Annotated in this window: 13 protein-coding genes and 8 pseudogenes; 1 reads left to right on the top strand and 20 read right to left on the bottom strand. The window is 50.3% G+C overall.

The window, feature by feature from the left end:
* Window positions 1–155 precede the first annotated feature (155 nt).
* The 6 genes and pseudogenes from CW734_RS09380 to mce form a co-directional block, all read right to left on the bottom strand.
* Window positions 156–862: pseudogene (locus CW734_RS09380) on the bottom strand (DNA alkylation repair protein).
* Between the two features lie 99 nt (window positions 863–961).
* The gene (gene rnz / locus CW734_RS09375) at window positions 962–1,915 is read right to left on the bottom strand and encodes a ribonuclease Z (protein WP_101190270.1); all 954 of its coding nucleotides are present in this window, start codon (window positions 1,913–1,915) and stop codon (window positions 962–964) included.
* Entirely contained in the window at window positions 1,915–3,156 is a 1,242-nt protein-coding gene (locus CW734_RS09370; RefSeq protein WP_101190269.1) for a DNA polymerase IV, read from the bottom strand. The genes rnz and CW734_RS09370 overlap by 1 nt, the downstream gene beginning before the upstream one ends.
* A gap of 782 nt (window positions 3,157–3,938) precedes the next feature.
* On the bottom strand, window positions 3,939–5,057 hold the full coding sequence (locus tag CW734_RS09365; protein ID WP_101190268.1) for a M20/M25/M40 family metallo-hydrolase: 1,119 nt from the start codon (window positions 5,055–5,057) through the stop codon (window positions 3,939–3,941).
* Window positions 5,058–5,179: 122 nt separating this feature from the next.
* A pseudogene (locus CW734_RS09360) lies at window positions 5,180–6,715 on the bottom strand (acyl-CoA carboxylase subunit beta).
* A gap of 14 nt (window positions 6,716–6,729) precedes the next feature.
* Window positions 6,730–7,125 (bottom strand): annotated as a pseudogene (mce, locus tag CW734_RS09355) (methylmalonyl-CoA epimerase).
* A gap of 163 nt (window positions 7,126–7,288) precedes the next feature.
* Here mce and prli42 point away from each other — a divergent pair.
* Entirely contained in the window at window positions 7,289–7,384 is a 96-nt protein-coding gene (prli42, locus tag CW734_RS18295; protein ID WP_156889046.1) for a stressosome-associated protein Prli42, read from the top strand.
* 109 nt (window positions 7,385–7,493) lie between these two features.
* Here prli42 and CW734_RS09350 read toward each other — a convergent pair whose 3' ends face one another.
* From CW734_RS09350 to yqiS, 14 genes and pseudogenes are all read right to left on the bottom strand, one after another.
* Window positions 7,494–8,486: an aromatic acid exporter family protein gene (locus CW734_RS09350; RefSeq protein ID WP_180956267.1), complete on the bottom strand. Its 993-nt coding sequence runs from the start codon at window positions 8,484–8,486 to the stop codon at window positions 7,494–7,496.
* Window positions 8,487–8,499: 13 nt separating this feature from the next.
* Window positions 8,500–8,976, bottom strand: coding sequence for a BrxA/BrxB family bacilliredoxin (locus CW734_RS09345; protein WP_101190267.1), 477 nt, complete (start codon window positions 8,974–8,976; stop codon window positions 8,500–8,502).
* Between the two features lie 65 nt (window positions 8,977–9,041).
* Window positions 9,042–10,105, bottom strand: a pseudogene (gene meaB / locus CW734_RS09340) (methylmalonyl Co-A mutase-associated GTPase MeaB).
* Window positions 10,105–12,248 (bottom strand): annotated as a pseudogene (scpA, locus tag CW734_RS09335) (methylmalonyl-CoA mutase). The pseudogenes meaB and scpA overlap by 1 nt, the downstream one beginning before the upstream one ends.
* Window positions 12,249–13,235: a methylmalonyl-CoA mutase family protein gene (locus CW734_RS18870; RefSeq protein WP_232787257.1), complete on the bottom strand. Its 987-nt coding sequence runs from the start codon at window positions 13,233–13,235 to the stop codon at window positions 12,249–12,251. It abuts the pseudogene before it with no gap.
* 292 nt (window positions 13,236–13,527) lie between these two features.
* Window positions 13,528–13,662 carry a hypothetical protein gene (locus CW734_RS19420; protein ID WP_269801507.1) on the bottom strand — a complete coding sequence of 45 codons (135 nt, stop codon included), beginning with the start codon at window positions 13,660–13,662 and terminating at the stop codon, window positions 13,528–13,530.
* Window positions 13,659–13,784, bottom strand: a complete 126-nt coding sequence (locus tag CW734_RS19415) for a hypothetical protein (RefSeq protein ID WP_269801506.1) — start codon at window positions 13,782–13,784, stop codon at window positions 13,659–13,661. The genes CW734_RS19420 and CW734_RS19415 overlap by 4 nt, the downstream gene beginning before the upstream one ends.
* Window positions 13,785–14,035: 251 nt before the next feature.
* Window positions 14,036–15,381: pseudogene (locus CW734_RS09325) on the bottom strand (dihydrolipoamide acetyltransferase family protein).
* A 288-nt stretch (window positions 15,382–15,669) separates the two neighbouring features.
* Window positions 15,670–16,653 (bottom strand): alpha-ketoacid dehydrogenase subunit beta, encoded by a 984-nt coding sequence (locus CW734_RS09320; RefSeq protein ID WP_058380859.1) that lies wholly within the window; start codon window positions 16,651–16,653, stop codon window positions 15,670–15,672.
* Window positions 16,653–17,657 (bottom strand): thiamine pyrophosphate-dependent dehydrogenase E1 component subunit alpha, encoded by a 1,005-nt coding sequence (locus CW734_RS09315; RefSeq protein ID WP_101190266.1) that lies wholly within the window; start codon window positions 17,655–17,657, stop codon window positions 16,653–16,655. Before CW734_RS09315 ends, CW734_RS09320 begins: the two co-directional genes overlap by 1 nt.
* Window positions 17,658–17,670: 13 nt before the next feature.
* The gene (gene lpdA, locus CW734_RS09310; RefSeq protein WP_101190265.1) at window positions 17,671–19,098 is read right to left on the bottom strand and encodes a dihydrolipoyl dehydrogenase; all 1,428 of its coding nucleotides are present in this window, start codon (window positions 19,096–19,098) and stop codon (window positions 17,671–17,673) included.
* A gap of 22 nt (window positions 19,099–19,120) precedes the next feature.
* Window positions 19,121–20,185: pseudogene (gene buk, locus CW734_RS09305) on the bottom strand (butyrate kinase).
* A 39-nt stretch (window positions 20,186–20,224) separates the two neighbouring features.
* Window positions 20,225–21,324: pseudogene (locus tag CW734_RS09300) on the bottom strand (Leu/Phe/Val dehydrogenase).
* A 93-nt stretch (window positions 21,325–21,417) separates the two neighbouring features.
* Window positions 21,418–22,350: a phosphate butyryltransferase gene (gene yqiS, locus CW734_RS09295; protein WP_257968672.1), complete on the bottom strand. Its 933-nt coding sequence runs from the start codon at window positions 22,348–22,350 to the stop codon at window positions 21,418–21,420.
* Window positions 22,351–22,453: the final 103 nt, after the last annotated feature.

The following is a 22,453-nucleotide window of genomic DNA, read 5'->3' as shown; positions in this document are numbered from 1 at the left end:
AAGAATTTTTTGTCAACTTATTTTACCATATAGAACTTATTGGAAACTGTGTTGGCTTCTATAAATATTTGCAGTACTTTAATTTCTCCTTCTATGTATTTTCTCCAAAAAAATAACGCAGATCCCTTTTAGGACCTACGCTCTTTTGATTTTATTTAACACCTAACAAATTTCCGCTTAAATCCAAGACGCCCTTCTCCAAGCCTTGCTGGATGCTGTCATAGGCATATAGCTGAGTCGGTTTCTTATTTTCCCGTTTGAGCTCGACTCTGCCGACAGCTCTTGCGGTTTCGGCCGCTTTGTTGCTCAAGGGCTTATAGGAAATGCCGACGGTGTAGAGAAAATTATTCATCGATGCTTTCGTCCGTTCAGGGGATTCGTGGATCGTTTCTTTCACCGTATCGAGCATGGCGGAAATTTTGTCTTCCGAGAATTCACTGTCCTTGCGGTTGCCGAGAAGCCAGCAATAACAGCTCCAGCCAGCAGACATTCTCAGCTCATCGCCGCTTGCAATCCATTTATCAGCAACTTGCTGCGCGATATCGGATTCCGACAAGGTAACCGCCACAACATAATCCGACACCATATAGAAATAAGCCCCGTCCATCCAGCGGTCGAAGTCAGCTTCCGTCATCGCTTTCGGGTCGGCAATGATGCCCGCAAAGTACATCGCGTCGTAATTGCCCGTCGCATACAACTCTTCTGCTAAAGGCTGGTCGATTTTGATTTGTTTAGCCATTGGCTTCATCGCGCCCGTAGCGACACCAAACACCGGCTCTTTCGCCCCGCTCGACAGGTACATGTTTTTCGTCCGTTCTTTCCCTAGCGCTTCGAGTTCTTGCATGACTGTATGGAAATCCATGATTTGCACTTCCCTTCAAGTATTCTTCTATAAATAAAAAACGCTTTCCTTGCTGCTTTATTCGATCTTATCGAAAACAACCGGAAAACGCGTATTATGTCAGTTATCTAGAATTTTCATCATTTTACGCTCTTTTTTATTCCATCCAAATTCATCAAAGTCGTGGGCGATTTCACTATCCTCGTGGACTTGGCGCATGCTTTTCAACAATTCTTTTTCATGTTCCACCATAAACCTCGCACTCATATGGTTGACGATGAGTTTTTGAGCACGGGCTCGTCTTGCCACATTGGCCGCATCCAAAGTCGTCGAATGTCCGTATTCCTTGGCGAGTTTTTCCGTTTCGCCGTCGAACGTCGCTTCATGGACGACTAGGTCGGCATCTTGCGATAATTGTTCCGACTTCGCGCAATACTGGGTGTCGCCGAGGATTGCGACCGTAAAGCCGGGTTCTGCCGGGTCGGTCACTTCTTTGGATTCCACTTTACGGCCATCCTCAAGTTCTACGGTTTCGCCCGCCTTTAACTTGGCAAGCAGCGGGCCTTTGGGAACACCGAGCTGTTTCGCTTTGTCCATATCGAGCTTCGGCAACAACGGTTTTTGCTTGATGCGATAGCCGTAAGTCGGGATGACGTGCGCCAAGAGACCCGCTTCGACGGTCATCGTGTCATCTTCAAAGATGATGCCTTCTTTCACTTCATGGAAACGGATAGGATAAGTCAAGTGCGTTCGGCTCAAGCGCAAGGTCATTTCCACATATTCCTTCAGCTCTTTCGGGCCGTATAAGTCGAGCGGCTCATCGCCGCCTTGAAACGATCGCGATCCCAATAGCCCCGGCAAGCCAAAAATATGGTCACCGTGCATATGGGTAATGAAGATCTTCTCGATTTTTCTCGGCTTGATGGTCGTTTCGAGGATCTGGTGCTGGACCGCTTCCCCGCAGTCAAACAGCCAGACAGCTCCCCGTTCTTCATGTAATTTCAAGGCAAGCGCCGAAGTATTGCGTTGTTTCGACGGCATGCCTGCCCCTGTTCCTAAAAATAATACTTGCATTAGCGTTTCTTCCTCTCGTGGTCACTCAGAAAATCTTTGCTTAAACTGGTTTGTGCGTCATGCTTCGACTGATGATACGGAATTCCTCTAGAGACAGAGCCTTTGCCAAAACGGCTTTCAAGCTTGGCGACCAAATCCAGAATTGGTTCATCTTTCGCATGCTCCTCGAAATTAAAGAGTGATAATTGCTCGGTCATGTCGCCTTTATCGACAACGTTTGAGACGGTCACGCCAACAAGCCGCAGCGGTTCGCCGTTCCAATGCGTCTCGAATAATTGCCACGCCTGCACCATGATGTCTTGCTCTTTCCATACGGTATTGTTCAAGGTGACGCTGCGGGTGCGGTTTTTCCAGTCTGCGCTGCGCGTTTGAATGCTGACAGTCGGCCCTGCCAGGTTTTTTGCATGCAACCTGGCTGCGACTTTCGAGCTTAAAGTCTTGAAGATTTTCTGTAAGCTTTCCAGGTCGGTTTCATCGAATGGCAAAGTTGTCGACGTGCCGACACTTTTGCGGTCATAGATTGAATCCGGGTCGACTTCGCGGCTATCTTCTCCTCTGGCACGCGCCTGCAGCCGCACGCCGTTTTTCCCCATTTTCTCCTTGATCAAGCCCTCGGGCGCATTCGCCAAATCGCCGATTGTATACAGCTTCAAGCTATTGAGCTTTTTCGCGGTACTTTCTCCGATGCCGTGCATTTCAATAACTTCTCTTGGCCATAGGATGCGCTGGATATCGCGTTTTCTGAGGATGGTGATGCCAAGCGGCTTTTTCATGTCGGACGCCGTTTTGGCCAGGAATTTATTCGGCGCGATGCCGATGGAACATGGCAAGTCGAGTTCTTTCAGGATGCGCTGCTGCAACTCTTTTGCAATGTCCACCGGATGCTGGTCAGCTGAGAGTTCCGTCACGTCGATATAAGCTTCATCGATCGACACTGGCTCGACGGCATCGGTATAGGTGCGCAAGATCTCGAACATTTGCCGCGACGCTTCCCGGTAGCGGTCGAAGTTCGGCGGCATCAGCAAGAGCCCCGGGTATTTCTTCTTCGCCTCGTGTACTTGCATCGTCGTGTAAATGCCATGCGCCCGCGCCTCGTAAGAACAAGTGACGATGATGCCTTTACGCTCTTTCGGATTTCCCGCAATCGCCAGAGCTTTTCCCTTCAGCGACGGATCATGCGCCTGCTCGACGGATGCATAAAAGCTATTCATATCAATGTGGAAAATAACTCGCCCCGCCATAACAATCGCTTCGCTTTCCTTTTTCTTTCAGTGTATCAAAAAAAAGGCGAACAGGCATCCTGTTCACCTTTTTGTTGTGGAGCATGGAGCACTGTTACATCAAGTATATCCGCTTATTGTAATTCTTAGTTGGACTTGTGAGTGTAGTGTTCTGGTTATTGTTTGTTTCATCTATTAAGTAGCCGCCTCCCGCTTTGGGCTGGCCTTTGGCAATAAGCCAAGAAAATCACTTGTCTTATTGCGTCGGCTCGCCCTTGTGCGCGGTTCGGCTTTTAGATTTCATTGGATGTTTCATGCGATGAAGCATCTCTATTGAATGGGATCATCCACTGGTCGATATCGCCTAGCTAGACTTGTGAGTGTGGTGTGTGGTTCGGTGTTTGTTTCATTTTTAAGTAGCCGCCTTCCACTTTGGGCTGGCCTCTTGCAATAAGCCAAGAAGAACACTTGTCTTATTGCTTCGGCTCGCCCGTATGCGCGGTTCGGCTTTTAGATTTCATTGGATAGTGCGTGCGAAGACGTATCACTATTGATTGAATTCATCCTCTGGTGGGGACGCTTAGCTAGGCTTGATGGTTATGAAGTTGCCGTGGCTATTCAATTTGAACTTACAAACCTGAACAAAACTATTCAAATTAATTCCATTGCCAGATGCATTTGATTTACTTTCTAAAACTAGAGATGAAGCGGAAAGGGGCACGCTTGCAGCGTATCTCCAGTACTAAAAAACTGCCCCGATAAGCCATGTGTAATGGCCTGTCGGGGCAGTTGTTATGGTTTGATTAACGTGTGGCTGCTTCTTTGACGATTTCGACCAATAGCTCGGTCAGTTTCTCAAGCTCTAGGACCGGCATGCGTTCGTTCGTTGTGTGGATTTCTTCATAGCCGACACATAGGTTGACCGTCGGAACGCCGTGGCCGTTGATGATATTGGCATCGCTTCCGCCTCCGCTTGTGAGGACAGGCGATGGGCGGCCGATGCGTTCAGCTGCGGCTTTCGCGATATCTACGACAGGGTCCATTTCATCAAAACGGAAGCCTGGGTACATGAGCTGGACGTCTGTTTCCGCACGCCCGCCCATTTCCTTGGCAATATCTTCGAACACCGATTCCATATGAGCCGTTTGGTCAGCCAATTTGTCTTCGCTGATCGAGCGGGCTTCAGATAGGATATGGACTTCGTCGCAGACGATATTGGTTGCCTTGCCGCCTTCAAAGCGGCCGATGTTGGCGGTCGTCTCTTCATCGATGCGCCCGAGTTTCATGCGCGCGATCGCTTTTGACGCAATGGTGATTGCGGAGACGCCTTTTTCTGGCGCAACGCCGGCATGCGCCGTCTTGCCGTAGATCGTTGTCCACAATTTCGCTTGGTTCGGCGCAGATGTCACGATGCCGCCGACTTGGCCGTCGCTATCGACTGCATAACCGAATTTCGCTTTCAACAGGGATGCGTCGAATTCTTTCGCCCCGACCAATCCGCTTTCTTCGCCAGCTGTGATCAGGAATTGGATATCCCCGTGCTCAACGCTTTCTTCTGACAAATGGCGTGCGAGTTCCAATAATGCTGCGACGCCAGCTTTATCATCAGCGCCTAAGATGGTCGTGCCGTCTGAATACACATAGCCGTCGCGGACTTCCGGCTTGATGCCTTTGCCTGGAACGACTGTATCCATATGTACGGTGAAATAAATCGGCGGCGCGTCTTTTTTCGTGCCTTCAAGCGTCGCCACTAAATTTCCTGCCCCGTGTCCTGTGCGTTGTTTCGAATCGTCTTCGATTACGCTAAAGCCAAGAGCTTCCAGCTTTTTCGTCAATATTTCCGCAATGGCGGATTCTTCTTTTGTTTCGGAGTCGATTTGCACAAGCTCCAAAAATTCTTCCAATAAGCGATCGGTTTTCATTCCAAAAACTCCTCTTCTATTCCATTTATTCCAGTTCCTATTATAGCCTTAGCACTTGCCGACTTCATGCAAAACGCATCAATCTCTTCCCTTTGACAGGAAGAGATTGGTTGCGAGATCTGTTATAGCGGCATATTGCCGTGTTTTTTCTTCGGCCGTTCATCTTTCTTGTTGCGCATCATTTCGAGAGCCTGTATGAGTTTGATGCGTGTTTCGCGCGGGTCGATGACGTCATCGACCATGCCGCGGGCAGCGGCGACGTATGGGTTAGCGAATTTCTCGCGGTATTCTTCGATTTTCGCTGCACGTGTCGCTTCGGGATCGTCGCTTGCGTCGATTTCACGGGCGAAGATGATATTCGCTGCGCCATTCGGGCCCATGACCGCGATTTCAGCATTCGGCCAAGAGAACACCAAATCCGCTCCGATTGATTTCGAGTTGAGCGCGACGTATGCTCCGCCGTATGCTTTGCGCAAAATGACGGTCATTTTCGGAACGGTCGCTTCCGAATATGCATAGAGGATTTTTGCCCCGTGGCGGATGATGCCGCCGTGTTCTTGTTTAATGCCCGGGAAGAACCCAGTGACATCTTCGAAAGTAATAAGCGGGATATTGAAGCTGTCGCAGAAGCGGATGAAACGCGCCGCTTTATCGGAAGAATCGATATCAAGCCCGCCTGCCATCACTTTCGGCTGGTTGCATACAAGCCCGACCGTTTCGCCTTTGATGCGGGCAAGGCCGATCACGATATTGCGTGCGAATTCCGGTTGCACTTCCATGAAGCTGTCCTTATCGACAACTTGTTCAACGACTTTCCGGACGTCGTATGGGCGAATCGCTTCGTATGGGACGATATCGGCCAGATCCGGACGGTAATCGTCTTCATTGTCGACTTCAAGGCGCGGTGGCATTTCCTGGTTGTTCTGTGGCAAATAGCTGACCAATTGGCGCACCATTTCGAGAACTTCCTGCTCTGAACCTGAACGGAAATGGGCATTTCCGCTGATGGCGGTATGTACACGTGATCCCCCGAGATCCTCAGAGGAAATTTTTTCTCCTGTAACTGTTTCGATGACTTTCGGGCCCGTGATGAACATCTGGCTCGCTTTGTCGACCATGAAGACAAAATCCGTAATAGCTGGCGAATAGACCGCTCCGCCTGCAGATGGTCCCATAATGACGGATATTTGCGGGATGACTCCTGAATAAATCGAATTGCGGTAGAAAATATGGCCGTAGCCATCAAGCGATAATACGCCTTCCTGGATGCGCGCACCGCCGGAATCGTTCAAGCCGATAAATGGAGCGCCGTTTTCGCTGCCATGTCCATGACGTTAGCGATCTTTTCGCGTGCATTTCACCCAACGCACCGCCAAAAACGGTGAAATCTTGAGAAAACAAGTAAATTGGGCGGCCGTTGACTTTACCGTAGCCGGTGACGACGCCTTCTCCTGGGCCTTTCCCATGCCAAAGTCGGTCGTGCGGTGTTCGACGAATGGGCTTAATTCGACAAAGCTGCCTTCATCGAGCAACAAGTCGATGCGTTCGCGGGCGGTCAGTTTGCCTTTTCGTGCTGCTTATCAATGCGGGCTTCGCCGCCCCTAATTCAATTTCTCTTTTCTGTCATACAACTCATTGATGCGTTCATAAATGTCCATTTCCCACTCCTCTGTCACTTCTTTTCGCAAAGTTCGTACAAGACGCCGTTTGACGATTTCGGGTGTAAAAGCGACCATTGCGCCGCCCGCTCCCGGTTTCGGTTCGTCACTCAATAAATTGACACCGTTTTCACGAAGTTCCGCCATGCGTTCTTCGATGCCGTCGACACCGAATGCGATGTGATGGATGCCTTCGCCTTTCTTCTCGATGAATTTGTGGATCGGGCTGTCTTCGCTCATCGGCTCAAGCAGTTCCAGCTTGATGTTGCCCGCGTCGATAAAGGCCACTTTCACTTTCTGCCCTTCCACTTCTTCGATTTTCATCAACGGACATCCGAGTGTCTCTGTGTAATAAGGCAGGACCTGCTCCAAATTTTTACAGCGATTCCGATATGATCGACTTTCTTCATCCTTATTCACTTCCTTTTTGGCTTCCTCTTTATTGTACCCATTCAAAGGCAAAACTCTAGTTGTTATCGAATATTAAGAAAATGGCAAAGCTGGCAGTTTAAAATCCTGCCTGGATGTGGTATGATTCTCTCAAAGTACAGGAATAAAGGAGCTATGCTATCCATGAGAAACCAAGCTTTCCGTAAAGTCATTGTCTATGCAATGGTCGGATTGATGCTGCTGTCGAGCCTGATGATGGGCTTAAGCTTCGTCATTTAATTTGAAATCTGCTGAAGGGCTTTTTACGCGCATGATTTACGCGCTGTAGAGGCCCTTTTTTCGTGTGCACACAAAAAAACGGCCAGAGCGTGATTTCTCTGGCCGGTTTTTAGGCTAGGCTTGGGTTGAGCCCTTTTTTATTGTGGAAGCCTTTATAGCTCTGCTTAATTTCGAGATAGGTTTCCATTTCCTGGATGATGGCATTCAAATCCGCCATCGCGAGGAATTTTTCGTGTGTGTCCGGAAGCGGCATTTCGGCGAAATTCGCTTTCAGCCGGTCCAATTTGGTGATGTACTGGTCGGCGGTATTGCCGGAATGCACGTGTTCTGACAAGTCTTCCAAAAAGTCAGCAACAAGCTGGGTCTGTCCGACGATCACCGGGAGTGCCGTGATTTTCGGCAAGATGCGTTCGATGATTTGAAGCTGTTGCTCGCGCATATCGAAATAATGATAATACTTGTTTTCGTGTCGCAGCAAGTGATTCTCAACATCCTGATAAGCGAGCGCTTTGGCTTTATCGATCAGCTTTTCCGATTCCATCAATTCCTTGCCGGTCCACCCCGATTCCCCGTGGCGCAAGTATATGGTCGTTTCACGGAAAATCGTCGAATAAAGCCGTTCGACTTCTTCACGGTAGCGGTCAAGCTTTTTCTCGATGCTCGGCATATACATATTGACAATCAACGCCGTACCGAAACCGATCATCATCAACATCACTTCGTTCAGGAATAATGCGCCGGTCAAATTTTTGGCGTCGTATAAATGAAGCAAAATGACCGCACTGGAGACGAATCCATCCGAAAACCCGAGACTGACGAGCACCGGAATGAACAGCAAGATTAAGATGCCCAGCGTAATGGGATGATACATGCCCAGTTCAAAAAAGACAAAGGCGAATCCGATGGCGATCATGCTGGCGACAAAGCGCGAGAACGCGGCACGGACCGACTTCTTTTTCGTCGGCTGGATGCACAGGATCGCCAAGATGCCGGCTGATACATAATATTCGAGTCCGATCAACTGGGCCAAATAAATGGCGATGGCGGCCCCGAGCGCTGTCTTCATAGTCCGGTAGCCGATGCGGTAAGGTTTCAGTTTCATAAGGCGTCTCCCCTCAAAATACAAAATGCCCCGCAACCGGGGCATTTTTCTTACATTCTTCGCAATGCTCTTCGAAAATTGACTGGATATGCGTAATGACCGACATCGGATCGTGCCCTTCGATTTCGTGGCGGCCGATTTCATCCACTAATTTGCCGTCCTTCAAGAAAGCGAACGATGGTGACGATGGCAAATGGTCATCGCCGAACAAGTCACGCGCTTGCGCTGTTGCTTCTTTATCTTGGCCGGCAAACACCGTATACAAGTGATCCGGGCGTTTATCGTAATGGACCGAGTGAAGAGCAGCCGGGCGTGCGATGCCGCCTGCACATCCGCAAACTGAGTTGATCATGACAAGGCTCGTGCCGGGTTTTGCGAATGCCTCTTGCACGTCTTCTGCCGTTTCGAGCTGTGTATAGCCACCGTCTGTTAGTTCTTGGCGGGCTTGTGTAACAATATCATTCATCAGAAAGTTAAAATCCATGCTCATCTGTACCACTCCTTCATTATTGCTGTTCTTATCATATCAGGACGGCGGCACAGTTGCAAAAAAGCTTACTTGAACAGTTCCGTGACCGCCTGTGAGACCGTCAATCGGTCATTGAGAATCCGCTGCTCCATGTCTTTCACCTGCTGTTTGCGCTCAGGGTCCCCGTAGAAACGCCCAAGCAACTCGTCGGTGATCATCGAACGGAACCAATCGCGTGTCTGTTCCTGGCGTCTGGTGCTCCAGTAGCCGCTTTCTTTGACCGCTTGCTCAAATTCCTTAACCATATCCCAGACTTCCTGCATGCCGGTTCCTTCGATGGAAGAAACAGCCAAAGGGCGTGTCGTCCATCCTTCAGTCGCCGGCTGCAGGAAATGCAACATCTGCTTGTATTCCCGCACCGTTTTCTTGGCGAGCGGCAAATTGTCCCGGTCCGCTTTATGGACGATCATCGCATCCGCCAACTCCAAGATGCCTTTTTTCATGCCTTGCAATTCATCACCAGCACCCGTCAACACAAGCAACAGGAACATATCGACCATGCCGCGCACGAGCGTCTCGCTCTGTCCGACACCGACCGTTTCGACCAAGATCACATCGTAGCCTGCCGCTTCGCACAAGAGCATCGTCTCGCGTGTCTTTTTATGGACGCCGCCGAGTGTTCCTGCAGTTGGCGACGGCCGGATGAACGCTTTAGGGTTTCGCGCCAGTTCTTCCATGCGCGTTTTATCACCGAGTATGCTGCCGCCGGTTCGCGAGGAACTCGGATCGATCGCAAGCACCGCCACGCGGTGGCCGAGCTCTGTCAGCATCGTCCCGAAGGTTTCGATGAACGTGCTTTGCCGGCTCCTGGAACTCCAGTGATGCCGATGCGGATGCTATTGCCCGTTTTCGGCAGCAGCTCATTCAATAATTCCTGTCCGCGCTTTTATGCTCGGGGTTGGTGCTTTCAAGCAAGGTGATCGCCTTCCCTAAATGTAAGCGCGACCCGCTTTCGACGCCGCGCGAGTTCGCCCAAATCAAACTGGCTCGTACTGGGTTTCTTGAATTTCTTCCTTGGCAATGCATTCATGCCATCATGCTTATCCGAAACACCCGACATGACCTGTCTGGACTGCTTCTCGCGATCCATCAGTCTGCCTCTTCCTCGTACCCGAGGCGCGCATAGATTTCTTCGATAACTTTTGGGCAGCAACCGGGATAACCGTCCCCGGACCAAAGATGGCACTGGCGCCGTTATTGCGCAGGAACTCGTAATCCTGGGCCGGGATGACGCCGCCGACGACGATCAAAATGTCTTCGCGCCCGACTTTTTCAACTCTGCCGCGAGATCCGGAACAAGTGTCATATGGCCAGCCGCAAGCGAGCTGACACCGATGACATGAACGTCATTTTCTGCTGCCTGTTGGGCTGTTTCTGCAGGCGTTTGGAACAATGGCCCGATGTCGACATCAAAGCCGAGATCGGCGAACGCAGTCGAAATGACTTTCGCCCGCGGTCGTGTCCGTCCTGGCCCATCTTGGCGATCAAGATACGCGGGCGGCGGCCTTCATTTTCAATGAATTCCTCCGTCATTTGTTTGACGATCTGCATTTCTTCCTGGTTGGAGAAGTTTGAACTGTATACACCGCTCACGGAACGGATCACCGCCTTATGCCTGCCGGAAGCTTTTCGATAGCATCCGAAATCTCGCCGAGTGATGCCCGGTGGCGTGCTGCTTCAATCGCGCAGGCGAGAATATTGTCTTCGCCGGTTTCGGCTGCTTTTGTCAGCTCGAGCAGCGCTTTCTCTACTTTTTTCTGGTCGCGCGTATCACGCATTCGATCGAGTCGCTCTATCTGCTTTTTACGCACCATCGTATTGTCGATATTCAAAATATCGATTGGGTCCTCTTCGTCAAGGCGGTAACGGTTGACGCCGATGATCGTCTCTTCATTCGAATCGATTTGCGCTTGCTTTTTCGCAGCCGCTTCTTCGATACGCATTTTCGGGAGGCCCGTTTCGATCGCTTTCGCCATGCCGCCAAGTTCCTCGACTTCCTCGATTAATGTCCAGGCTTTTTCCATCAATTCTTCTGTCAGTTTTTCGACGTAATACGATCCGCCCCATGGATCGATCGTATTGTTCATCAAGGTCTCTTCTTGAAGGAATAATTGCGTGTTACGCGCAATGCGAGCGGAGAAATCAGTCGGCAAGGCAATCGCTTCATCGAGTGCATTGGTATGCAAGGATTGTGTGTGGCCCATCGCTGCCGCATTCGCTTCGAGCAGCGTGCGCGTCACGTTATTGAACGGGTCCTGCTCGGTCAAGCTCCAACCCGAAGTTTGGGAATGTGTGCGGAGCGCCAAGGATTTGGCATTTTGCGGATCGAAGCTCTTCATCATCTTCGCCCAGATTTCGCGTCCAGCACGCATTTTTGCTACTTCCATGAAATAGTTCATGCCGATTCCCCAGAAGAATGACAGGCGCGGCGCGAACTGGTCGATGCCGATTCCTGCACCCAAACCGGTACGGACATATTCCAATCCGTCTGCCAAAGTATAGGCAAGTTCGATATCTGCTGTGGCTCCAGCTTCTTGGATATGGTAGCCCGAAATGGAAATTGAGTTAAATTTCGGCATGTGATCGGATGTGTATTTAAAGATATCCGCAATGATCTGCATCGACATCGCTGGAGGGTAGATATACGTATTGCGCACCATGTATTCTTTCAAAATATCGTTTTGGATTGTGCCCGCCAATTGTTCGGGAGATACGCCCTGCTCTTCTGCAGCGACAATGAAAAATGCCATGATCGGCACTACTGCACCGTTCATCGTCATCGAAACCGACATTTGGTCAAGCGGGATGCCGTCGAACAAGATTTTCATGTCTTCGACGCTATCGATGGCCACACCCGCTTTACCGACATCGCCGACAACGCGCGGATGGTCCGAATCATAGCCGCGGTGCGTCGCGAGGTCGAATGCCACTGACAAGCCTTTTTGCCCCATTGCCAAATTGCGGCGGTAAAAGGCGTTGCTTTCTTCAGCTGTCGAGAAACCGGCATATTGGCGAACAGTCCATGGCCGTGACACGTACATTGTCGGGTATGGTCCCCGGACGTTCGGCGCAAAGCCAGGAAAGCTCGTTTGTTCTTTATTCAAGTCTTTCGAAGAATAAAACGGTTTCACGGCAATGCCTTCATTGGTCATAAAAGCGCTCTCATCCCGGTCGCCCAATTTAGCCGTATCGAGTTTTGAGACGTCAATTTTCGTAAAATCAGGTATCGTCATTTACAGCGCCTCCTTTCCAAGTGACAAAACTGCTTCCAATTTGTCAATTAACGGTTTACCCGCATAAAGAGAGTCGCGGATGCCATTTGCTTCCCAGTTCTTCAAGAGATCAGCATCGATTTTACCGGCAACGTCAATCGCCGCTTTCGCATCGAGTTGCGGAATGATCTTGTCGAAGGTGTCACGGCTTCCGCACAGAACGGCGTAGTCGAGCTCTTCAGAACGGATGTATCGGTTGACTTCGTCAGCGGATGAAAGATACGGGCTGATTTCAGGTTCGATTCCTGCAACGGATAGAAAACCTTGTACAAAATCTGCCTGCGGTTTCACGGCTTTTAATGGCTCTAACAAGATAATGGCCGATTTGACGCTCGTTTCGCGGCTTTTCGCACGTAATTTTTCGAATGGCGTCGCCAAGCGTTTAGCTGTCATATACTCCAAATGGGCCGTATCGATTTTTGCATCTTTCACCGGCTCCTGGGGATTGGCGTAAATATTCGTGCCGATCAAGGAAGCTTTGCGGTTGGCCACTTGCTGTTCGCGATCGAGCCATTTGGCTTGAATATCGTCTGTCAGCCAGCCGCTCCTCTTGACTGCCGAATAGCCTCCTGCTTCCTGGATTTCCAAGAAATAGCTCCATGCGGCATCGACATATTCACGTGTTAGGCTTTCGATGTAATAAGAGCCAGCTGCAACATCGGTGACATGCGACACATGGGATTCTTCTTTAATAACTAATTGCACATTGCGCGCGATGCGCCGGCTCGAGCCGGTCGGAACTGTCAAGAAATCATGCGGATGCACGGTATGGCCGTCCGTTCCCGCTAGCACTGCGGAAAAGTGGGCATTGCCTGCACGCAGCAAATTGACGTAAGGGTCCAGTTTGGAATACGAGCGCACTGACGTTTCCGTAAATACCGGGATGCGCGGCGCTTGTTTTCCGTAAGCGGAACAGAATGCCTGCCATAATACGCGGAATGCCCGTATTTTGGAAATTTCCTGGAAGAAATGAGTGTCGACTGCAAACGTACCCAGAAGCTCTTCGCCGCTGATTCGAAATTCTGCTGGTTCAGTGCTTCGGCCATCATGCTAAGCGCCACGCCAAGTTCATGGATGATCGTCCCGCCGGCATTATGCGTCGGCAATGTATCAATCAAGCCGGTACGGACATTTTCCGGTGCCTGGATTGGCTCTTCCGTGAAAATGACGCCTTGTACGTTGGCCCGCTGTTCGTCTGACAACCGTTCTAACACACGTAAAATCGGATCTTGATCTTCCGTCAGCAGAAATAAATCGGATAGCGGACGATCAATTCCGCAAGCTGTTCGAGCTGCGCTTCGGTCCAATCGAATGGCTGCGCACCGGAATAGACGACCGCTTCATTGCCGCGTGCGGACAAATCATCTTCTGTCACGGCCAAAATTCCTCCGCATCATGCGCCGTGATTTCTTGTGCCACGATCCAGGAAGGGCCGAACTTTCCGCTCTGGACGGCGGCTACTTGCGCATCCACGTCGGATACGGATCGCTCCAGCATGTCTTTCGTATAGAGGGTTCGAGGGTGATGTCTTCAATGGTGCTGGTTTTCATCACCTTTTCAAAATCTTTTCCTTTCAGTGCAGCTTCTGCCGCTTGTTTCCATTCTTCGTATGTACGCTCAGGAAACTGAATGTTTTCATCGATTCAATCGTCAAACTATTCCCTCCTCAAAGCTTTCTGTCTCCATTTTACCTGACGTTGCAAGTTACTGAAAGAAAAAGCTTGAAGTCCGAAGACTCAAACTTTTCATCAATAAACAGATGTATTGTCTTTGTTCATTTTTCAAGGATTTCTTTGACGCGTGCCAAGAACTGCCCGCAAACGAGGCCATCGAGAACACGGTGGTCGAGCGATAGGCACAAGTTGACCATATCACGTGCAGCGATCATTCCACCTTGCATGATGACTGGGCGCTTGACGATTGACTCGACTTGGATGATGGCAGCCTGCGGATGGTTGATGATGCCCATCGATTGAACAGAACCGAACGAACCGGTGTTGTTGACGGTGAATGTGCCGCCCTGCATATCTGCCGATTTCAATTTGCCTGTGCGCGCTTTTTGCGCCAGTTCGTTGATTTCACGCCCGATGCCTTTAACGGATTTCTCGTCAGCATTTTTGATGACCGGCACGAACAAGGCGTTGTCTGAAGCGACAGCGATTGAGATGTTGATGTCTTTCTTCTGGATGATCTTGTCCCCTGCCCACATCGAGTTCATCATTGGGAACTCTTTCAATGCTTGGGAGATCGCTTTGACGAAGAACGCGAAATACGTAATGTTGAATCCTTCTTTTTTCTTGAAGTCGCCTTTGATGGAATCGCGGAATTGCGCAAGGTCCGTCACGTCGACTTCGATCATCATCCACGCATGCGGCGCTTCGTGCTTGCTCTTGAGCATATTGGCTGCAATCGCTTTGCGCACGCCGGTGACTGGGATTTCGATATCGCCAGGAGCTGATTCGATTGATTCTTCCTTAGCAGCTGGCGCTTTCGGTGCTTGTTGCGGCGCTGCTTGTTGAACAGGTTCAGCTGTTTCAGCCGCTTGCGGCGCTTGTGCAGTTTCGCCGCCAGCTTGTGGGATGTTGCCGCTGTCGATCAATTGCATCAAATCTTTGCGGGTGATGCGGCCTTCGTTTCCAGATCCTTCGACTTGATTCAAGTCGATGTCGTGATCTTGCGCGAGGCGAAGAACGGCTGGTGAATAACGCGCTTTGCCGCCCTGTGGCTTAGCCGGTTTTGACGAGCCTTGTTCACCTTCGAGTTTTTTCGTCGGTGCCGCGCCTGCAGCCGGCATTTCATTGGCTTTTTCGCCTTCAGCGGGTTTTGCTTCTTCCACTGGGGCAGAATCTCCGCCTTCAGTTTCGATCGTGCAGACCACTTCGCCGACTTCCAATGTATCGCCTTCAGAAGCGATCAATTCCTTGATCGTCCCCGTAAAGGATGAAGGAACTTCTGCCGTTACTTTATCGGTATTGACTTCCGCCAACGGATCATACTTGTTTACATGGTCGCCTGGCTGGACGAGCCATTTTTCGATCGTGCCTTCTGTTACACTTTCGCCAAGTTGGGGCATCGTGATTTTTTCAATAGCCAAAGGGATTCCTCCTTTTCAATCTGTGATGCGTATTCATTTATAAGGGTTATGCGTTAACGGCCAGCTTCTCGGGTCATAAGCCATCCCGGCTGTGCGGCAAAAAGCGCCGCTTCGCCAGCCTGCTTTATGCCTGTCGAAGCTAAACGGCCATTTCCGCTTTTCTTCTGTCTAGCTCCGTTGCCCAGCCCCTCGAGGTCGCTTCGGTCCCGCCTGCACTGGCAAAAAGCGCCAGTGCCGACATGACCTCCAGCGCTTGTCGGGGCTAGATGGGCAACTCCGCTTTTCTTCTTAAAACTCGGCTAGTTCTCTCATGGCTTTTTCTACTTTGTCCGGGTTGATCATGAAGAATTTCTCCATGGTCGGTGCGTATGGCATGGCCGGGATGTCCGGTCCTGCGAGGCGCTTGATCGGTGCGTCGAGGTCGAATAGGCAGTTTTCAGCGATGATCGCTGCCACTTCTCCGATGATGCTTCCTTCTTTATTGTCTTCTGTGACAAGAAGGACTTTACCGGTCTTTTTCGCTGCTTCGATGATGCCTTCTTTATCTAATGGATAGATGGTGCGCAGATCCAAGATGTGAACGGAGTAGCCATCTTCCGCTAAACGTTCTGCAGCTTGCAATGCGAAATGGACAGCCAATCCGTACGTGATGACGGTGATGTCTTCGCCTTCGCGTTTAACATCGGCTTTGCCTATTTCGATTGTGTAATCATCTTCCGGCACTTCGCCTTTGATTAGGCGGTAAGCGCGTTTATGCTCAAAGAACATGACCGGGTCTTCGTCGCGGATCGCGGCTTTCAGTAGTCCTTTAGCGTCATATGGAGTGGATGGGATGACGATTTTCAATCCAGGCTGGTTGGCAAATACCGCTTCGACGGATTGCGAATGGTAAAGTGCGCCGTGGACGCCGCCGCCGAATGGTGCACGGAAGACAATCGGGCAAGACCAGTCGTTATTTGAGCGGTAACGGATGCGCGAAGCTTCCGAAATGATTTGGTTGACTGCTGGCATGATGAAATCCGCAAACTGGAATTCAGCGATCGGGCGCAGACCGTACATGGCCGCGCCGATTCCGACTCCGGCAATAGCTGATTCAGCTAGCGGCGTATCGACTACGCGGTCTTCGCCGAATTCGTCGTAAAGCCCTTGTGTCGCTTTGAAGACGCCGCCTTTTTTCCCGACATCTTCCCCGAGTACGAAAACGTTTTCGTCACGCGCCATTTCTTCTTTCATGGCAAGCGTGATGGCATCGATATAACTCATAACTGCCATTATTCGTTTCCTCCTTCTTCAGCATAGACGTATTTCATTGCACTTTCTGCTGGTGCATATGGTGCGTTTTCTGCATAATCTGTCGCTTCGTTCACCAACGCCATAATACGGTCGTTGATTTCTTTTTCAAGTTCATCGTTCATGATGCCATTTTCTTTCAAATAAGCACCGAACAAGAGAATCGGATCTTTTTCTTTTTGTGCAGCGAGTTCGTCCGCTGAACGGTATTGGCGGTGGTCATCATCAGATGAGTGAGCCGTCATGCGTTCTGAAACCGTCTCGATCAAGCTCGGGCCTTCGCCGTTGCGTGCGCGGTCTGCCGCTTCTTTCACGTGTTTATAGACTTCGATCGGGTCGTTTCCGTCGATCGTCACGCCCGGCATGCCGTAGCTTGCCGCACGGTCTGAAACGTTTTTGCTCGCCACTTGGCGTTCAAATGGCACAGAAATCGCATAGCGGTTGTTTTCAACCATCGTGATTACCGGCAATTTATGGACGCCGGCAAAGTTCAAACCTTCATGAAAATCTCCTTGGTTGGAAGATCCTTCACCAAGCGTGTTGAACGTGATGAAATCTTTTTTCTTCATTTTACCTGCAAGCGCAACGCCCACTGCATGCGGAAGCTGAGTCGTTACAGGTGAAGAACCTGTCAGGATGCGGTTTTTCTTCTGCCCGAAATGCCCAGGCATCTGGCGGCCGCCGGAGTTCGGGTCTTCTGCTTTGGCAAATGCCGACAGCATCAGATCTTTCGGCGTCATGCCGAAATGAAGAACTACGCCAAGGTCGCGGTAATACGGTGCGACATAATCTTTCGTGTTGTCGAGCGCATAAGCCGCTCCGACTTGTGCTGCTTCCTGCCCTTGGCAAGAAATAACGAAAGGAATTTTCCCTGCACGGTTCAGGAGCCACATGCGTTCATCGACACGGCGTGCCGTCAACATCGTTTCGTATATTTTCAAGACATCTTCGTTCGTCAAACCTACTTCTTCGTGTTTCGTAGCCATTGAATTTCCTCCTTTAACTATGGATCGCTTTGCCGTCTACTGCTAAAGCTGCTTCGCCCATGACCTCTGAAAGCGTCGGATGCGGGTGGATTGTATCTGCAATTTCCCAAGGCGTTGCGTCAAGTACCATGGCAAGCCCGGCTTCTGAGATCATGTCCGTCACATGCGGCCCGATCATATGGACGCCGAGGATATCGTTCGTTTCTTTATCTGCAATGATTTTCACGAAACCATCCGATTCTCCGTAGACCAGCGCTTTGCCGATCGCCTTGAACGAGAATTTTCCAGTTTTCACATCATAGCCTTGCTCTTTCGCTTGGTCTTCTGTAATGCCCACGCTTGCCGCTTCAGGGTTCGAGTAGATGCAGCGGGACACAAGGTCATAATTGATGGCATGTGGTGCGTTGCCTTTGATATGTTCGATCGCTGTAATGCCTTCATGAGAAGCTACGTGCGCGAGCTGCATGCCGCCGATGACGTCGCCGATTGCGTAAATATGGGATTCTTTTGTTTGGAACGTGTTCTTCACATGAATAAAGCCTTTTTCGACAAGGATATCCGTGTTTTCAATCCCAATGTTTTCCACATTAGCTTGGCGTCCGACCGATACCAGCATTTTTTCAGCAGTGAAGGTTTCGTTGCTGCCATTGATTTCGGCTTGGATCGACACTTGGCCTTCGCCTTTTTCGACGGTTTCCGGCAAGACTTTCGCGCTAGTTGCGAATTTCACGCCTTTTTTCTTCAACAACTTCTGCATTTCTTTGGAAATGTCTTTATCTTCAGTTGGCACGATGCGGTCTGCGTATTCGAGAACCGTCACATCGACGCCGAAATCGTTGAGCATTGATGCCCATTCGATTCCGATAACGCCCCCGCCAACAATCAAAATGGATTTCGGCAGTTCGGTCATCGCGAGTGCTTCCTCTGAACTCATGACGAAGTCACCGTCGATATCAAGGCCCGGCAATGTCCGCGGTCGCGAACCTGTTGCAATGATGACGTTATTCGGAATAAGCATTTCGTTTTCTTCCCCGTTATTCATTTCGACGGAAATGGTTCCTGGGTTTGGCGAGAAGATCGATGGCCCGAGAATGCGGCCGATGCCTTCGTAAACATCGATTTTGCCTTTTTTCATCAAGCCTTGTACCCCTGCATGAAGCTGGTCGACGATTCCTTGTTTGCGCTGTTGCACGCGTGAGAAATCGAGCGATACTTCACCGGTATTGACGCCAAAATCGGCAGCATGGTTTTTTGTCGTTGCATATACTTCGGCACTGCGGAGCAATGCTTTACTCGGGATGCAGCCTTGGTGCAGGCATGTGCCGCCCAGCTTGCCCTTTTCGACAATCGCAGTTTTGAGGCCGAGCTGGGCTGAGCGGATTGCCGCTACATAGCCGCCCGTACCGCCGCCTAGGATGACGACATCGTAATTTTGAGCCATTGGGTATTCCTCCTTTGGAATGTTAACCGTTTGGATAGATTCTCGCTTGTTCTTCGCCGTCGAGAACTCGGCTGGCGCCTTCTGCGAGCGCTTGCAGTTCGTTTTCGCCCGGATGGACCACGACATCGGCGATCCAGGAAATCCGGTCTGAAATCGCTTTAACAAAGTCTTTTCCATAAGCGAGGCCGCCCGTTAAGATGATGGCATCGACTTGCCCTTTAACACGGCGCTTGCAGAACCGATTTCCCGTGCGACTTGATAAGCCATCGCATCGTAAATCAAGGCTGCTTCTTTATCGCCTTTTGGATGCGTTTTCGACCGTCACGGCATCATTCGTGCCAAGATAGCCTACTAATCCGCCTTGCCCGACTAATTTTTCATGATTTCGTGGCGGTAATATTGGCCCGAAAAGCACAACTCGACCAAATCACCTGCCGGCACCGTCCCTGCCCGCTCTGGGCTGAAAGGGCCGTCGCCGTGCAAGCCGTTATTGACGTCGATGACTTTGCCGTCTTCATGGACGCCGACCGTGATGCCGCCGCCCATATGCGTGACGATGAGGCGCAGGTCTTTATAAGCGCGCCCAGTTTCTTTGGCGTAGCGCCTTGCGACTGCCTTTGGTTCAGCGCATGGAAAATTGATTTACGTTCGATCAATGAAAAGCCCGAAACGCGTGCGATAGGCGACAATTCATCGACGACCACTGGATCGACGATAAATGCCGGAATGTTTAACCCTTCGGCAATTTCATGGGCGATGATGCCTCCGAGATTGGAAGCGTGCTGGCCTGAATAGCCTTCTCGCAAATCTTCCAGCATCGCTTCGTTGACAGCATAAGTGCCGCCTTCGATTGGCCGCAGCAATCCGCCTCTTCCGCATACTGCCGAAAGTTTGAGACGTTCATGCCTTCCTCATCAAGCGCTTCTAATATAGTTTGTTTTCGAAATTGAAACTGGTCAATAATGGCGGGAAATCCGCCAGCTCTTCTGTCGAGTGGCGGATAGTCTTTCAAGGATCTGGACATCGTTGTCAAAACGCCGATCTTTGTCGAAGTTGAGCCGGGGTTAATGACCAGAATTCGATTCAGCTGTTTTGCACATCGATTCCTCCGTTTCTTCCTTCAATCTTAACGTCTGCTTAAAATGTCATGGCCGTGGCCGTTGCGCAAGAATTGGCTTCTTGAGTTGCGTACGCGCTCAATGCGTTCTTCCGCCATGCGGTCAGCTGCGATATAGCTTGGGATTCCGTCGCGTTTAGCAATTTCAAAATGCGTGTAATGCTGTCGTAGATCGTTTCGACTCGCTTCATCGCACGTTCGTTATTGTAGCCGTAAAGCTCATCTGCTACGTTGATGACGCCGCCTGAGTTGATGACGAAGTCCGGTGCGTAAACGATGCCGCGTGCTTCGAGTTCATCGCCGTGACGCTGTTCTTTCAATTGGTTATTCGCAGATCCTGCCACCACTTTCACTTTCAATTGTGGAATCGTCTCATCGTTGATGATGGCACCCATTGCACATGGTGCGAAGATATCAGCATCTACCGAATAGATTTCGTTCGGCTCGACAGCCGTAGCGCCGAATGCTTCAACAGCACGTTGAACCGCTTCTTTGTTGATGTCAGTGACGATCAATTTCGCGCCTTCTTTGTGCAAGTACTCGCATAGCGGGTAAGCGACATTTCCGACGCCTTGCACTGCTACTGTTTTGCCTTCAAGTGAATCGTCGCCGTAAGCTTCCATCGCAGCTGCTTTCATGCCGATGTACGCACCGTAAGCAGTCACTGGTGACGGGTTGCCTGATGAACCGAATGCTGGTGAGATGCCTGTAACGAAATCTGTTTCTTCGTGGATCATGTCCATGTCAGCGACAGTCGTCCCAACATCTTCAGCTGTGATGTAACGCCCGTTCAAGCCTTGGATGAAACGGCCGAAAGCGCGGAACATTTCTTCGTTTTTGTCTTTCAACGGATCGCCGATGATCACTGTTTTGCCGCCGCCGAGATTGAGTCCGGCTGCTGCGTTTTTGTAAGTCATGCCGCGGCCAAGGCGGATGGCATCTTCAATCGCTTCTTCTTCAGTTTCATAGTTCCACATGCGCGTGCCGCCAAGTGCTGGCCCAAGCGTCGTGTCGTGGATGCAGATGATGGCTTTTAGTCCAGAGTTTTTATCTTGGCAAAATACCAATTGCTCGTAATCGTGTTCTTCCATCTTTTTGAAAATTTCCATCGTAAATTCCTCCTAATAGTGTATGCTGTGTGTTTTTATATAAATCCGGTTAGAGGCAGGCCAGCAAGGTTTCCCTTGGCTATGTGCTGCTTTTTATAAAGTCGCCGAGCGCAAGGCTAGGGCGAGAGAAAATAATTTACTTTCTGCACTGTCGGCGCGTGATGTCAAAACGATCGGTGCTTTAGCACCCGCAATGATGCCGCCGACTTTGGCTTTAGAAAAATAGACGAGCGATTTATAGAGGATGTTGCCGGCTTCGATATTCGGCACCAGCAGGATGTCTGCATGCCCCGCCGTATCCCCTTCGATTCGTTTATGCTTCGCCGCTTCAACAGAAACTGCATTGTCCAAGGCAAGAGGGCCATCAACGATACAATCCGTAATCTGCCCGCGCTTGTTCATAGCGGTCAGTGCTGCAGCATCCAAAGTCGCCTGCATTGCAGGATTGACGACTTCCACCGCCGCAAGTGCCGCTACGATCGGCAATTCAACGCCAGTCGAACGCGCCACCTGAACGGCATTGCGGATGATCTGCGCTTTTTCCTGCAGCGACGGTTCAAGGTTCATGCCGGCATCGGTGACGAAAATGAGCCGGTCATAGCCATCGACTTCAAAAGCCGCTACATGGGACAACACCGAGCCTGTGCGAAGGCCGTAATCAGAGTTGAGTGCCGCTTTCATCAATGTTGCGGTCGGGATATGCCCCTTCATCAAGACGCTGGCATCGTTCATGAAAACTGCCCGTACCGCTTCTTTAGCCGCTAGTTGAGGCCCTTTGACATGATGGATCATCAGTTTCGGATGGCCTTTCAAATGTGGGAACTCATCTGCGATTAATTGCTTCAATGTTGCTTCGTCATCATATAGATGAAAGCTTGCAAGATTCTGGTCGAGCGCTAATGAAATGGCTTCCATTACTGCGTGGTCAGCAGCTGCTGCTACTGCGACGGCGTGTTCATCCTGCAAGTCGATTTCATCGACGATGTTCTGCAAAGTGGTCATATCTATCACCTCATTCTTTTTAATTAAAACAGATGAAAGCCTGAGATATAAGGGATGTAAGCGTTTTATTTGCAAAATACGGCAGTTCTCTTTGCAAATTCTTGCAAAACCTTGCAAAGAGTTGCAA

The organism is Planococcus sp. MB-3u-03, from assembly GCF_002833405.1.
In the GTDB taxonomy this organism is placed as follows: domain Bacteria; phylum Bacillota; class Bacilli; order Bacillales_A; family Planococcaceae; genus Planococcus.
The sequence above is the reverse complement of the archived record's forward strand: the minus strand, read 5'-3'. Positions and strand labels throughout refer to the sequence as shown.

What these genes read in the sequence shown, in the direction of transcription:
- rnz (WP_101190270.1), bottom strand. Translation starts at nt 1,915, where the DNA reads ATGCAAGTATTATTTTTAGGAACAGGGGCAGGCATGCCGTCGAAACAA.
- CW734_RS09370 (WP_101190269.1), bottom strand. Translation starts at nt 3,156, where the DNA reads ATGGCGGGGCGAGTTATTTTCCACATTGATATGAATAGCTTTTATGCA.
- CW734_RS09365 (WP_101190268.1), bottom strand. Translation starts at nt 5,057, where the DNA reads ATGAAAACCGATCGCTTATTGGAAGAATTTTTGGAGCTTGTGCAAATC.
- prli42 (WP_156889046.1), top strand. Translation starts at nt 7,289, where the DNA reads ATGAGAAACCAAGCTTTCCGTAAAGTCATTGTCTATGCAATGGTCGGA.
- CW734_RS09350 (WP_180956267.1), bottom strand. Translation starts at nt 8,486, where the DNA reads ATGAAACTGAAACCTTACCGCATCGGCTACCGGACTATGAAGACAGCG.
- CW734_RS09345 (WP_101190267.1), bottom strand. Translation starts at nt 8,976, where the DNA reads ATGAGCATGGATTTTAACTTTCTGATGAATGATATTGTTACACAAGCC.
- CW734_RS19415 (WP_269801506.1), bottom strand. Translation starts at nt 13,784, where the DNA reads ATGCTGGAGCGATCCGTATCCGACGTGGATGCGCAAGTAGCCGCCGTC.
- CW734_RS09320 (WP_058380859.1), bottom strand. Translation starts at nt 16,653, where the DNA reads ATGGCAGTTATGAGTTATATCGATGCCATCACGCTTGCCATGAAAGAA.
- CW734_RS09315 (WP_101190266.1), bottom strand. Translation starts at nt 17,657, where the DNA reads ATGGCTACGAAACACGAAGAAGTAGGTTTGACGAACGAAGATGTCTTG.
- lpdA (WP_101190265.1), bottom strand. Translation starts at nt 19,098, where the DNA reads ATGGCTCAAAATTACGATGTCGTCATCCTAGGCGGCGGTACGGGCGGC.